Source organism: Pseudohalioglobus lutimaris, assembly GCF_002866825.1.
GTDB classification, from domain to species: domain Bacteria; phylum Pseudomonadota; class Gammaproteobacteria; order Pseudomonadales; family Halieaceae; genus Halioglobus; species Halioglobus lutimaris.
This window is the reverse complement of record NZ_PKUS01000012.1, coordinates 136,971-150,216: the sequence shown is the minus strand read 5'-3', so window position 1 is coordinate 150,216 and position 13,246 is coordinate 136,971. Positions and strand designations below refer to the sequence as shown.

11 protein-coding genes and 4 tRNA genes are annotated in these 13,246 nt (G+C 60.2%); 9 read left to right on the top strand and 6 right to left on the bottom strand.

The features are described from left to right. Positions 1-151 precede the first annotated feature (151 nt). The 4 genes from C0039_RS11810 to C0039_RS11795 form a co-directional block, all read right to left on the bottom strand. A tRNA-Thr gene (locus C0039_RS11810) sits at positions 152-227 on the bottom strand. Positions 228-242: 15 nt separating this feature from the next. Next, positions 243-316: transfer RNA gene (locus C0039_RS11805), tRNA-Gly, on the bottom strand. A 75-nt stretch (positions 317-391) separates the two neighbouring features. Continuing rightward, positions 392-475: transfer RNA gene (locus C0039_RS11800), tRNA-Tyr, on the bottom strand. Between the two features lie 174 nt (positions 476-649). Beyond that, a tRNA-Thr gene (locus tag C0039_RS11795) sits at positions 650-725 on the bottom strand. A gap of 279 nt (positions 726-1,004) precedes the next feature. On the opposite strand from C0039_RS11795, the gene C0039_RS11790 reads away from it, so the two are divergent. From C0039_RS11790 to C0039_RS11780, 3 genes are all read left to right on the top strand, one after another. Further along, positions 1,005-1,553, top strand: a complete 549-nt coding sequence (locus tag C0039_RS11790; RefSeq protein WP_101518154.1) for a hypothetical protein — start codon at positions 1,005-1,007, stop codon at positions 1,551-1,553. Between the two features lie 133 nt (positions 1,554-1,686). Continuing rightward, a complete protein-coding gene (locus C0039_RS11785) occupies positions 1,687-2,436 on the top strand; it encodes a Stf0 family sulfotransferase (RefSeq protein WP_165787111.1) in 750 nt (249 codons plus the stop codon). 12 nt (positions 2,437-2,448) lie between these two features. Further along, positions 2,449-4,377, top strand: coding sequence for an acyltransferase family protein (locus tag C0039_RS11780; protein WP_101518152.1), 1,929 nt, complete (start codon positions 2,449-2,451; stop codon positions 4,375-4,377). Here C0039_RS11780 and C0039_RS11775 read toward each other — a convergent pair. Together C0039_RS11775 and birA are read right to left on the bottom strand one after the other, a co-directional pair. Beyond that, the gene (locus C0039_RS11775; protein ID WP_133125987.1) at positions 4,354-5,103 is read right to left on the bottom strand and encodes a type III pantothenate kinase; all 750 of its coding nucleotides are present in this window, start codon (positions 5,101-5,103) and stop codon (positions 4,354-4,356) included. The two genes, C0039_RS11780 and C0039_RS11775, sit on opposite strands and share 24 nt — an antisense overlap. Beyond that, the gene (gene birA / locus C0039_RS11770) at positions 5,100-6,080 is read right to left on the bottom strand and encodes a bifunctional biotin--[acetyl-CoA-carboxylase] ligase/biotin operon repressor BirA (RefSeq protein ID WP_101518150.1); all 981 of its coding nucleotides are present in this window, start codon (positions 6,078-6,080) and stop codon (positions 5,100-5,102) included. The genes C0039_RS11775 and birA overlap by 4 nt, the downstream gene beginning before the upstream one ends. Before the next feature lie 127 nt (positions 6,081-6,207). Between birA and C0039_RS11765 the strand changes: the two genes are divergently transcribed. The 6 genes from C0039_RS11765 (at position 6,208) to C0039_RS11740 (ending at position 13,220) form a co-directional block, all read left to right on the top strand. After that, complete coding sequence (locus C0039_RS11765; RefSeq protein WP_075999100.1) at positions 6,208-6,624, top strand: MerR family transcriptional regulator; 417 nt, start codon at positions 6,208-6,210, stop codon at positions 6,622-6,624. A gap of 25 nt (positions 6,625-6,649) precedes the next feature. Then, the gene (locus C0039_RS11760; RefSeq protein ID WP_101518149.1) at positions 6,650-7,819 is read left to right on the top strand and encodes an isovaleryl-CoA dehydrogenase; all 1,170 of its coding nucleotides are present in this window, start codon (positions 6,650-6,652) and stop codon (positions 7,817-7,819) included. Between the two features lie 15 nt (positions 7,820-7,834). Further along, a complete protein-coding gene (locus C0039_RS11755) occupies positions 7,835-9,442 on the top strand; it encodes a carboxyl transferase domain-containing protein (RefSeq protein ID WP_075999101.1) in 1,608 nt (535 codons plus the stop codon). A 64-nt stretch (positions 9,443-9,506) separates the two neighbouring features. Further along, positions 9,507-10,301, top strand: a complete 795-nt coding sequence (locus C0039_RS11750; protein ID WP_101518164.1) for an enoyl-CoA hydratase/isomerase family protein — start codon at positions 9,507-9,509, stop codon at positions 10,299-10,301. A gap of 18 nt (positions 10,302-10,319) precedes the next feature. After that, complete coding sequence (locus tag C0039_RS11745) at positions 10,320-12,311, top strand: acetyl/propionyl/methylcrotonyl-CoA carboxylase subunit alpha (protein ID WP_101518148.1); 1,992 nt, start codon at positions 10,320-10,322, stop codon at positions 12,309-12,311. 6 nt (positions 12,312-12,317) lie between these two features. Further along, a complete protein-coding gene (locus C0039_RS11740; protein ID WP_101518147.1) occupies positions 12,318-13,220 on the top strand; it encodes a hydroxymethylglutaryl-CoA lyase in 903 nt (300 codons plus the stop codon). Positions 13,221-13,246 lie beyond the last annotated feature (26 nt).

Here is a 13,246-nt window from a genome sequence, read left to right as displayed (position 1 = left end):
AACGTGACCGATGGTGCCCACGTTTACGTGGGGCTTAGTACGTTCAAATGTTTCTTTGCCCATTACGACAATCTCCTATGACACCGGCCGCAGCCTTGCTTTAAACCACTCTAGTTAAAACCAAACAAACCCAAACACACTTTATAAAAAGTGGAGCTCATAACCGGATTTGAACCGGTGACCTCTTCCTTACCAAGGAAGTGCTCTACCGACTGAGCTATATGAGCCTTACCTTCACACTCTGGAGCGGGTAGCGGGAATCGAACCCGCATCATCAGCTTGGAAGGCTGAGGTTCTACCTTTGAACTATACCCGCGTACTGCCAAAATCTAATCTTCAGACAGATCAACGAGTTAACCTGCCAGACACCACTCCAGACATGCCTGCTATATGGTGGAGGGGGGTGGATTCGAACCACCGAAGCTTTCGCGTCAGATTTACAGTCTGATCCCTTTGGCCACTCGGGAACCCCTCCAGAAGGCGGCATATTGTCCGGATGCCCACACCCAATGTCAACCGCTTATCCCAATAAAATGATCGACTTACGCACACTTTTTCAGCAGGCGATACAGGCAACCGATACCCACCCCAACGACCGGGAAAATCACGCTTCGCAAGGCACTAAATTGAGAAAAAAGCGGGGATGGAATGGAGCTGGCGAGAGGAATCGAACCCCCGACCGGCTGATTACAAATCAGCTGCTCTACCTACTGAGCTACGCCAGCCAAATCCACGCCTTTGAGCCGGTGTATATATAGAAGGAAGAACACCCTCAAACCGCTGCCGACTCAACGGGCGGTGATTCTATGCAAAGCGCTGGGGGGATGCAATAGGCGAGCCTGAGAAAGTCGCCTGCCTTGGCGCTACGGCGAACACGCCCCCGACAGCCACGAGCCCGCAGGATCGCCCGGGGCCTGGGTCACGGCAGCCCGCAATCGGCAGTTGCCGTACTGGTCGGACCCGGCCTACTATGCACCCATCTCAACAAAGCGACAGGTAAACAGATGCGGGCAAGGTTTATTTACGGACTACTCGCAGCAGTAACAGCACTGGCAGCGACATCCGTATCCGCGGGATTAAGCACAACGCTGCCGATTTCCGCCGAGATGGGTACAAACATTGCCCGGGAACAGTTTCCCATCACGGTAAACCTGACAAAGGCCAGGCTTTTTCTCACCGAGCCCACGCTGCTGTTTATCGACCGGCAACGCATCGGCATTCAGGTCAGGTTCCAGGCCTACGACCACCGCCCCCAGGCAGGTGTGGCGATCAGCGAGACGGGGCGTGCCGCTTTTTCCGGCAGGCTGGGTTACGACCCTGTTGAACGCAAGATCCTGTTACACGAACCCAGGATAGATGCACTACAGTTCGACCGTGACAATACCGATGCACAAGGCTTGCGGCGGGAGCTACAGGGGGCCTGGTCCGCTCAGATAACCGACCCTATGCGCTCCGACCTGCCCAGGCACCCATACCTGCTGCCGTTCAGGGAGAATATCCAAGACCTTTCCTTTGACGGTGAGCACATCGTGATCTCGGTAAACTACCGTTGAACACCTGGCGCAATCACCGCCGACCAGGAACTCTGCGGCGCGGCGCTCATGTTCGAGTCCGCATGGGCCTGCTGCCGCACAACATCTGTCAGGCACAGATACAGAGAGACCACCAACACCGAAAAATATGCCTGTGAAATTCGTCATCGTCAGCGCTCCACGTACCGGCAGCACATTGCTGGCGAAAACGCTGAACAGCCTCCCGGGGCTTATATGCCATGGCGAGCTGTTTCTCCCCAACCAGGTTCGCGGCTATCGCGACGGGTTTGATCCCTTTGCTGCCACAGAAGAACAGCGTAAGACCCGTTCAGCGAATCTGCTGCAACTACGCAACACAGACGCCTGTGAGTTCCTGGAAACTGCGCTCTACCGGCCGGAGATGGCGGTAGGCATGAAGGTCATATACAACGACCTCCTGCAAACACGCTGGCGCGACGCACTACAATGGCTACTGGCCGCCCCCGACCTGCAGTGGATTCACCTGCAGAGGCGCAACCCACTGCGGCGCTATGTTTCCGAGCGGATCATGCAATCCGGCGGCGCCATCCACTCAGGGATGGGCGGCAAGGCAAAGGGCCAGATACAGGTAAAGGTCGATATCGAGGCCTTTCAGGAAAGATGTGACCAGCTCGACGCGGAGCGGCAGCGAGTGGTCCAGACGATCGCGGGAAGATCCGTACTCGATGTGTTTTACGAGGACCTGTCAGCCGACATCGGTGGCACAGTCGCAAGCGTATGCAAAGCCCTGGGCATTGATACTTCCCCCGCGTGCATCGCGCCGGCACTCAACAAGGTTGGGGCAGAAGATCTCGCCTTGTCCGTCAGTAACTACGCGGAATTACTCGACAACGACCTGACGCGCCACTGGGCGCATACCAGCTAAGCTCGCCCGCAGATGCAGCACTATCGGCCAGACATAGACGGTCTCCGGGCGCTCTCCATCGTTGCTGTGGTTATCTATCACGCTTTCCCGACCCTCCTTCCGGGCGGCTTCGTCGGTGTAGATATTTTCTTCGTCATCTCCGGGTACCTGATCACCGGCATTATTCTGCAAGGCCTGCAGGCACAACGCTTTTCGCTGATCGGCTTCTATCGCCGCCGCATCCAGCGCATCATCCCCGCGGTATTGCTGGTCCTGGTGTTCTGCCTCGTGACGGGGTGGTGGATACTGCTGCCCTATGAGTATGCAATGCTGGGCAAACAGACCGGGGCAGCGGCCGTGTTTGCCCCCAACATTCTTTTCTGGAGCGAGGCAGGATACTTTGATACCGACTCCCGACTGAAACCCTTGCTACACCTCTGGTCGCTGGGCGTGGAGGAACAGTTTTATCTCGCCTGGCCTTTGCTGCTATTGCTGTTAACCAGGGCAAAAGACCATCTGGCCTACCTTGTCGTCGCCCTGCTGCTTGCCTCCTTTGCAGCCAGCGTGCTGGTCACCGCCGACCCGGCCGCACACTTTTTCCTGCCCCACTTCCGGGCCTGGGAACTGCTGACTGGAGCACTGCTGGCTTGCCGACCTTTCTCTACCGCGCCTAGAAAGGCTGGCGCTACGCTAGTCGCAAGCGGGCTGGCGATGCTGGCTGCAGCGGCATGGCAGATCAGCAGTCGTTCAGAGTTCCCGGGATGGTGGGCCCTGTTACCCACTGCGGGCGCAGCGCTGGCTATTTACGCGGGCCCCGACAATAGCGTCAGCCGTATACTTGGCAGCCGCGTGCTGGTGTTCATTGGCAAGATCAGCTTCCCACTGTACTTGTGGCACTGGCCGCTGCTCACGTTTGCTCGACTCATGGAGCCGGCAGAGCCGCAGCCACTGATTCGCTTCACGGCGGTCGCCGTCAGTGCAGTACTGGCCTGGCTGAGCTTTCGCCTGGTGGAAACCCCCTTACGCTATCACCCGGGGCGCACGGTACCCGCACTGCTCATCACCGCGTTATTGCTGACCGGCGCAGCAGGGATGCTGGTGATGGTCCGGGACGGCTTTCCCAGCCGAACCAGCCAGGTAAATGCAGCGGCTAGCGCGCTCTACTGGAATGAACTGGGCCTGCATCAACGCGACGACTGCTCAGCCGCTTTTGCACTCCCCCCCCGCTGCCTGAGTAACGGCAAACAACCCAGTGTCGCCGTGCTCGGCGACAGTCATAGCACCAATGTTTTTTTTGCCCTGGTCAGTGCTTTCAAGGACACCCATCACGGTGTGGTCCGGCTCGGTCGCGGTGGCTGCCCACCGCTCTATGGCATCGAGATTCGCGACTCCGGTCGCAACTCCACATGCCTCACCGACACCGCAGCACATCTCGACTGGGTGCTAGGCCAGGCGTCTATCGAAACAGTCTTTCTCTCCTCCATGGGCCCCATGTATATCAATCCGGACAATCCGCGATTTACGTTGCGCAAACCCGGCAGCAATGGGCAGGCGAATAAAGCCGCGCTGTTTGCATCGGCGCTGGAAGAGACCGTAAGCCGACTGCTGACGGCGGGCAAAACGGTGGTACTGGTGATCGACTGGCCGGGCCTTGGTTTTCAGCCCAGTACCTGCATCGACACCCGACCTGTACGCCTGACTCCCTTTGAACCCAGGCAGTGTCGCCTCCCAAGAAAACGTTACGATCGAATCAACGGGGAGTATCGCCAGATACTGTACGGCATTGCCACACGCCATGAGGGTGTCAAGCTCTGGGATACAGCCGGTGCTTTGTGCGACGCACGCCACTGCCATGCACTGCTGGACGGGGTATTGCTCTACAGAGACCCGGGGCATCTGTCACTGCCCGGGTCCCGCTATCTCGGAGAGAGGATGGTGCTAATCGAGCCGGACGAACCCTGAATCGCTGGCCATCACTTCCAGCCCCTCAAACACCAGGTCAGGCAGGTAATTACCACCCTGCCCCAGCAGTTGCATCAGGGTCTCACCCGCTCCACCGCAAAAAAACAGCGTGGGCGTCGGGGAACCGGCCTGCTTCAGGGCCAACGCCACCGCGCCCGCCTGGGCCAGGGCGATTCCGTGACGCACTGCCTCTGCCGTCGATGCTCCGGGACGCAGATTGTAGTCCACGCTTTCCTCGAAACGCACGCGGTCGGTATCCAGCAGCAGGGCCCGCTCCATCAGCGCGGGCCCGGGAATAATATAACCCCCCTCGTGATGACCAGCGGCAGCAACGAGATCAACGGTGAGCGCTGAACCGGCGTCCACCAGACAAAGCCTGCTCGCGCAGTGATTGCGTGCGCCCAGCATCGCCAACCAACGATCCACCCCCATGCGTTCAGGCTCCGCATAACTGTTGACCAGATCGCCGCACCGCGCTGGTGTTCTGGCGAACCAGGGCTCCACATTCCAGCGCTGCCTTAGCCTGTCCGCAAGCTCGGCTTCAACCTCAGGCCTGGCGACACTGGATATCCAGATCTGCCCGGGCTCCCCAGGGGTGGAAATCAGGGTGTCGCGGGCGACGCTGTCACCGTGCCGGAACATGCCACGGGCGACAATGCCCTCACCAAGCCGCATACGCCACTTGGCGCTGCTGTTGCCCACATCCAACTGCAGGCAACAATTCACGAGAATGCCCGCATCGAAATTTCTCCCCCAAACACTGACTGCACACCTCCGGCAGCAGTTTCCAGCTGCAGGGCGCCGCGCCCATCCACACCGCGAGCGATGCCCGCCATCTGTTGATCGCCGCTGTGCAACACCACAGTCTGACCGGCGAACGCGTCCAGTGACTGCCACTCTTCCTGCCACGGCGCAAATCCAGTGCGCTCAAAGCTTGCCAGCAATGGCAACAGCTCATCCAGCAGGGCACCCAATAGCGCCGAGCGGGAGGGGCGCACGCCGTTGCAACACCGCGCCACATCGGTCCAGGACTGGTCTATGTCCGCGCCGCACTCCCGCGGCATGTCGACGTTGAGCCCAATGCCCACCACCACCTGGCACACGCCCGTCGCATCACCTGTCATTTCCAAAAGAATGCCGCCCAACTTTGCACCATCGGCCAACACGTCGTTAGGCCACTTCAGCTGGACTGGCGGCACGCCACAGCGGCCCAGTGCGCGGGCTACTATCACCCCCACCGCCAGGCTCATCCCCTCCCGCACGGCCGCGCCGCCGCTGTACTCCCAAACCGCGGAAACATAACGATTGCGAGCATAGGGGCTCACCCATTCGCGGCCGCGCCTGCCGCGGCCCGCGCTCTGCTGCTCGGCGGTGCACACGTAGCCGGTGGCATCACCCTGTCCGATCTGTTCCATGGCCCGGGCATTGGTCGAGCCAATGCGGTCCTGCAAATCGAGGTGGCGCAGCAGGCCAAGGGAAGCCTGACTCATGGAATCGCGCACCGCCGCCTCTGCAAGCAGGTCAATACCTCCAGGGATCCTATAGCCTTTACCTTTCACCGACTCGATCTGCAAACCCAACTCAGTCAGCTTTTTCAATTGCTTCCATACCGCCGTGCGGCTGACACCCAGCGCATCGGCGAGGTCCTGGCCGGAAACAAAGTCACCGCTGGCCAGCAACGGCAGGAGTATCGTATTGGGCATGAGCAGCTAAGGGCCTGAAACAAGGAAGGCGATAATAACAGGCTTGCACGCGACAGGCAGTCAGGGCAATCACAGCAAATCAATATTACCGTTTACGTTAACGTAAACTTGGGCTATATTTACTTTCATGCCCGACCGCAATCGACCAAGCCACTCACCCGATACCACCTATACTATTTCAGAGCTGGCGAAAGAGTTCGAGGTAACGACGCGAACGATCCGCTTCTACGAGGAAAAGGGCTTGATTGCACCACTGCGGCAGGGCCAGAAGCGACTTTACACTCCGGCCGACCGCGTGCGCATCAAGCTCATTCTTCGCGGCAAGCGCATTGGCATGACGCTGGATGAATGCGTCGAAGTAATCGATATGTACGACCCAGCACATAATAACAGCGAGCAGTTGCGCTCCCTTATAGACACGGTCCGGGACAGGCGCGCACGCTTCCTGCAACAACGGCGCGACATCGATGACATGCTCGCTGGACTGGACGAGGTCCAGGCCCTTTGTGAACAGGCCCTGGCCGATGCCGGGGACACCCAATAACCCAGAGAACCCCCAGGACATCACCATGAACAGCGGATACCCCACACTCAACTTCGGCCTCGGTGAAGAGATCGACATGCTGCGTGACGCAGTGTACGGCCTGTGCCAGAAGGAACTGGCGCCGCGCGCGGCCGACATTGACCGCGACAACGATTTCCCCCACGACATGTGGCGCAAGTTCGGCGACATGGGGCTGCTGGGCATTACCGTGGAAGAGGAGTATGGCGGAAGTAACATGGGGTACCTGGCACACTCCGTTGCCATGGAAGAAATCAGCCGGGCCTCGGCTTCAGTGGGCTTGTCCTATGGCGCCATGTCTAACCTGTGCCTGAATCAGTTGCGCAAACATGGCACCGAGGAGCAGAAGCATAAGTATCTGCCCAAACTGTGCAGCGGCGAGCATGTTGGCGCGCTGGCCATGTCTGAGCCCAACGCAGGCTCGGATGTGGTGAGCATGAAACTAAGCGCTCGCCGCAAGGGTGATCACTACGTGCTCAACGGCAGCAAGATGTGGATTACCAACGGCCCCGACGCCCATACCTACATCATCTACGCAAAGACCGACCCCAATGCCGGCTCCCGCGGCATTACCGCGTTTATCGTGGAGCGTGACTTTGCCGGGTTCTCCCGCTCGCCAAAGCTGGACAAGCTCGGCTGCCGCGGCTCCAACACCTGTGAGCTGGTGTTTGAAGACTGCGAGGTGCCTGTCGAAAACATACTGCGCAACGAAGGAGACGGCGTAAAGATTCTCATGTCCGGACTGGACTACGAGCGCACTGTGCTGTCCGGGGGGCCTGTGGGCATCATGCAGGCCTGCCTGGACCTGGTGATTCCCTACCTGCACGACCGCAAGCAGTTCGGCCAGAGCATCGGCGAATTCCAGCTGATGCAAGGCAAACTGGCAGACATGTACGCCGATATGAACGCCTGCCGCTCCTATCTTTACGCGGTGGCCGCGGCCTGCGACCGGGGCGAGGAAACTCGCCAGGACTGCGCTGCAGTCATCCTCTACACCGCAGAAAAAGCCACGCAGATGGCGCTGCAGGCAATACAGGCGCTGGGCGGAATCGGTTATACCAACGAATTGCCCGCGGGCCGATTGCTGCGCGACGCCAAGCTGTATGAGATCGGCGCGGGCACCTCTGAGATCCGCCGTATGCTGATCGGCCGTGAACTGTTTAACGCCACCAGATAAATAAGGGAGCTCAACATGACCGTGCTGCAATCACGCATCAATTCCCGTGACGCGAGCTTCGCCGCCAACCGCGATGCCATGCAGGCGCAGGTCGACGACCTGCATGCGGTGGTGAAACAGGTTCGCGAGGGTGGCGGGCCACGCGCCCAGGACCGCCACATCTCGCGAGGCAAACTACTGCCCAGGGACCGCCTGAATGCGCTGCTCGACCCGGGCTCTCCATTTCTGGAGTTGTCACAGCTGGCAGCCCATGAAGTCTACGAAGACCCGGTACCCGCTGCCGGCATCATCACCGGCATAGGCCGCGTGGCTGGCCATGAGTGCATGATTTTTGTTAACGACGCCACGGTCAAAGGCGGAACCTACTACCCGCTGACCGTGAAAAAACAGGGCCGGGCCCAGACCATCGCCGCCGAAAACAATTTGCCCTGCCTCTATCTTGTAGACTCGGGCGGTGCCTTCCTGCCGCTGCAGGATCAGGTGTTTCCCGACAAGGACCACTTCGGTCATGCCTTTTACAACCAGGCACGCATGTCCGCCCGCGGTATTCCGCAGATCGCCGCGGTGCTCGGTTCCTGCACCGCCGGCGGCGCTTATCTACCCGCGATGGCCGATGAGTCGATTATCGTCAAAAAACAGGGCACCATCTTTCTGGGCGGCCCGCCCCTGGTGAAAGCGGCCACGGGTGAAGTGGTCACCGCAGAGGAACTGGGTGGCGCAGACGTGCACTGTCGCACCTCCGGCGTTACCGACCATTACGCGAACAACGATCATCACGCGCTGGAACTGATGCGCCGCTCGGTAGCCCGCCTGAACCGGGTCAAGCCGGTGAACATGGATATCCACGAGAGTGTCGACCCGGTCTATGCCGAGAAGGACATCTATGGCGTCATTCCGGCCGATACCAAACAGCCCTACGATGTACGCGAGGTCATTGCCCGCATCGTCGATGGTTCCGAGTTTGACGAGTTCAAGGCACTTTATGGCGAAACCCTGGTCTGTGGATTCGCCCGCATCCACGGCTACCCGGTGGGCATCATTGCCAATAACGGCATTCTATTCGCCGAGTCAGCAGTAAAAGGTGCGCACTTTGTAGAGCTCTGTGCACAGCGCAAGATCCCCCTGGTCTTCCTGCAGAATATTACCGGCTTCATGGTTGGCAAACAGTACGAACACGGCGGTATCGCCCGGCATGGCGCAAAGATGGTGCACGCGGTGGCCTGTGCCAACGTGCCCAAGTTCACTGTCATCATTGGCGGCTCCTTCGGCGCCGGTAACTATGCCATGTGCGGCAGGGCCTACGAACCACGCTTTATGTACATGTGGCCCAATGCACGCATCTCGGTGATGGGCGGCGAGCAGGCCGCCGGCGTGCTGGCCACCGTAAAGCAGGATCAGCTTGCCCGCGACGGCAAGGCGATGACGGCTGAGGAAGAGGCTGAGTTCAAGAAGCCGACCCTCGAACTATACGAAAAACAGGGACACCCCTATTACGCCTCGGCGCGACTCTGGGACGACGGTGTGATTGATCCCGCAGACACACGGATGGTGCTGGGACTGTCGATTTCGGCCGCGCTCAATGCGCCGATAGAGGAAACGCAATTCGGGGTTTTCCGCATGTAGGGTGCTGCTGCACCCGGGTCAGGGTGCGGGCACCCTGAACCAACAGATTGACCAGGACAGAAAAATGAGCCAGGACGCAGTTACAACAGATATCGACCCGAGAGGCGTGGCCACCGTCACCCTCAACCGGGAGGACAAGCACAACGCCTTCGACGACGCGATGATCGCCGCATTGCGCGCAATTTTTGACGACCTCGCGGGCGACGACACGGTGCGGGTGGTGGTACTGGCATCAACGGGACGGAACTTCAGTGCGGGGGCAGACCTGGGCTGGATGCAACGCATGGCGGAGTATGACTACAACCATAACCTGGCTGATGCGCGACTGCTTGCCGGCATGCTCAGGTCGCTGCACGAGTTACCGCAGCCAACGATCGCCCGCGTGCAGGGTGCTGCTTTCGGCGGCGGGGTTGGTCTGGTGAGCTGCTGCGATATGGCGGTGGCCACCGAGCGTGCCAGTTTCTGCCTGTCTGAGGTAAAAATCGGCCTGGTGCCAGCGACCATCAGTCCCTTTGTAGTGCGCGCAATGGGCGAAAGAGCCTGCCGACGCTACTTTACCACGGCGGAGCGTTTTGACGCGGCGCGTGCCCTTGCCCTGGGCCTGGTCAGCGAGGTCGTCGCCGAGGCTGAGCTTGATGGCGCAGTAGAAGCGCTGATCCGCAGCATACTCGGCAACGGGCCGCAGGCGGTAAGGGACGCCAAGCACCTGGTGGCAGATATCGCCGGGCGCGAAATTACCGACGCTCTGGTTGAGAGTACCTGTGAGCGCATTGCGCACATCAGGGTATCGCCAGAGGGTCAGGAAGGGCTAGGGGCGTTTCTGAACAAACGCCAGCCGGCCTGGTCAAGCGAACAGTAATGTGACGGATACCCAGCTATGTTCAATAAAATCCTGATAGCAAACCGCGGTGAGATCGCCTGTCGGGTGATCAAAACCGCCCGGCAGATGGGCATCGCCACGGTAGCGGTCTACTCGGATGCGGACCGCGATGCCCTGCATGTGCACATGGCGGACGAAGCAATACACATTGGCGCCGCGCCGGCACGGGAGTCTTATCTTCTCGCTGACAGAATCCTGGCCGCAGCATTGTCCACCCATGCGGACGCCATCCATCCGGGCTATGGCTTCCTTTCGGAGAACGCGGCTTTCGCTCGCGCCTGCGCCGAGCAGGGAGTTGTATTCATCGGCCCTCCCGCTGCAGCCATTGAGGCCATGGGCTCCAAGTCTGCTGCCAAGCGAATCATGGGCGAGGCTGGCGTCCCCCTGGTGCCGGGCTACCATGGTGATGACCAGGATCCCGCTGTGCTCCAGCAGGCAGCGGATGCAATGGGCTACCCGGTGCTGCTCAAGGCCACCGCCGGCGGCGGCGGTAAAGGCATGCGCCAGGTCTGGTCTGCGCAAGAGTTTGAGCAGGCGCTCGCCGCAGCCCGCCGGGAGGCCATGTCAGGCTTTGGCGATGACACCATGCTGGTAGAGAAATACCTGACCCGACCGCGGCACGTGGAACTGCAGGTGTTCTGTGACAATCACGGCAATGGCGTCTATCTCGCCGAACGCGATTGTTCGGTACAGCGGCGACACCAGAAAGTTATCGAGGAAGCGCCCGCCCCCGGCATGAGCGAGGCGCTGCGCCGCGAAATGGGAGAGGCCGCCGTTACCGCCGCCCGCGCCATCGACTATCGCGGCGCCGGCACGGTGGAGTTCCTGCTCGATGAGGATGGCAGTTTTTACTTCATGGAAATGAACACCCGGTTGCAGGTTGAGCACCCTGTAACGGAGATGATAACGGGGCAGGACCTGGTGCAGTGGCAACTGCAGGTAGCCAGCGGCGCACCCCTTCCCCTGCTACAGGAGCAAGTACGTATCAACGGGCACGCCTTCGAGGCAAGGGTTTACGCCGAGGACCCGGACAACGATTTTCTGCCCGCCACAGGCACGCTGGACTTCCTGCAGCCGCCGGAGGAGTCCGCCCACGTGCGCGTAGACACCGGTGTGCGACAGGGCGACGAAGTCAGCGTGTACTACGACCCGATGATTGCCAAACTGATCGTCTGGGATGAATCCCGCGAACGTGCGCTGCAGCGTCTGGGAACTGCCCTCGCCGAGTACCGCATCAGCGGCACAGTGACCAACCTCGACTTTCTCTACAACCTGGCTACTTCACGACCTTTTGTTGAGGCCGAGCTGGATACCGGTTTCATCGAACGGCACGGTGAACTGATATTTCACGAGCGACACCAGGACCTGGCGCGCGAGCTGCCGCTTGCGGCGCTGGCCCTGCTGCTGCAGAAGCAGGCTGATACGCCAGTGCGCCCGCAGGACCCCTATTCGCCATGGCAGAGCAATAACGGTTGGCGAATGAACGAGCCGCACCTGCACCGGCTGACATTGCACTGCCACCAGCAGGAGTATCGAGTCGAGATAGAACAACAGAGTGAGGCATACATCGTCCGGGTGGCAGATGAGGAGAGCCGTCTCAGCGGACACCTGGACGGCGACATCCTGCACGTGGAACGCGATGGCCATCGCCAGCGCGGCACCCTGGCGCGCACGCATGACGGCTATACCCTCTACATGCCAGAGGGCGCCTGTCATTTTCGCGAGGTCATGCCAGATACCGGCGAGGCGGATGCCAATGGCGCCGGCGGCGGACTTTCCGCACCCATGAACGGCACCATCGTGACACTGCTGGTAGAACCCGGGACGGAGGTTCAAGCCGACACGCCGCTGCTGGTGATGGAGGCAATGAAAATGGAGCACACCATCCGCGCCCCCGGCGCTGGCGTGGTGCAAACCTTCTACTACCAGCCCGGTGATCTGGTGGACGGTGGCGCTGAGCTACTGAACTTCACCCCTGCCGAGGAGTAAACAGCCATGACCCTGCCGCAACGTGTTTCTATCGTGGAAGTCGGCCCCCGAGACGGCCTGCAGAATGAAGCCGGGACCATCCCCCTGGAAGTAAAACTGCAGTTACTCGACGACCTGGCGAATGCCGGGTTGGAGGTGCTGGAAGCGGGTAGCTTCGTCAACCCGAAGTGGGTACCGCAAATGGCAGACAGCGAAGCAGTATTCCAGCAAATGCAGCGTCACGGAAATGTGCGCTATACGGCACTGACCCCTAACCTTCAGGGGTTCGAACGCGCATTGGCCGCAGGCGCGGACGAGGTAGCTGTATTCGCCGCCGCATCGGAAACGTTTTCTCGTAAGAACATCAACTGCGACATCGGCGACAGCCTAAAGCGCTTTGAAAGCGTGATGGCAGCCGCCTCGGCCAGCAATATACCCGTGCGCGGCTACGTATCCTGCGTTCTGGGCTGCCCCTATGAGGGCTATATTAATCCGGCAGCCGTTGCTGGCGTAAGCGCGGCCCTGCTGGATATGGGTTGCTACGAAGTCTCCCTGGGAGACACCATCGGCACCGGCTCCGCCGGCAGTATGGCCAGTCTGCTGGACGTGCTGCTCGCGTGCTTCAGGCCGGAGCAGCTGGCTGTGCATTGCCATGACACCTACGGGCAGGCCCTGGCCAATATCCTGGTGGCGCTGCAACACGGCATCGCCACCGTAGACGCCTCTGTCGCAGGACTGGGTGGCTGCCCCTATGCCCGGGGCGCTTCGGGCAACGTGGCCACGGAGGACGTGGTGTATATGCTCAATGGCCTGGGCATTGCTACCGGCGTCGACCTCGACAATCTGGTGGCGGCAGGCAATGCAATTTCCACTGCCCTGGGCAGAACAACTCAATCACGCGTGGCCCGCGCACTCACCAACCCTCAATGAGCATGCCGCCAGCAAAAACCAGGTAG

Bases quoted from the DNA above. Each gene is read 5' to 3' on its own strand.
- C0039_RS11790 (WP_101518154.1), top strand. From the start codon at position 1,005: ATGCGGGCAAGGTTTATTTACGGACTACTCGCAGCAGTAACAGCACTG.
- C0039_RS11780 (WP_101518152.1), top strand. From the start codon at position 2,449: ATGCAGCACTATCGGCCAGACATAGACGGTCTCCGGGCGCTCTCCATC.
- birA (WP_101518150.1), bottom strand. From the start codon at position 6,080: ATGCCCAATACGATACTCCTGCCGTTGCTGGCCAGCGGTGACTTTGTT.
- C0039_RS11765 (WP_075999100.1), top strand. From the start codon at position 6,208: ATGCCCGACCGCAATCGACCAAGCCACTCACCCGATACCACCTATACT.
- C0039_RS11760 (WP_101518149.1), top strand. From the start codon at position 6,650: ATGAACAGCGGATACCCCACACTCAACTTCGGCCTCGGTGAAGAGATC.
- C0039_RS11755 (WP_075999101.1), top strand. From the start codon at position 7,835: ATGACCGTGCTGCAATCACGCATCAATTCCCGTGACGCGAGCTTCGCC.
- C0039_RS11750 (WP_101518164.1), top strand. From the start codon at position 9,507: ATGAGCCAGGACGCAGTTACAACAGATATCGACCCGAGAGGCGTGGCC.
- C0039_RS11745 (WP_101518148.1), top strand. From the start codon at position 10,320: ATGTTCAATAAAATCCTGATAGCAAACCGCGGTGAGATCGCCTGTCGG.
- C0039_RS11740 (WP_101518147.1), top strand. From the start codon at position 12,318: ATGACCCTGCCGCAACGTGTTTCTATCGTGGAAGTCGGCCCCCGAGAC.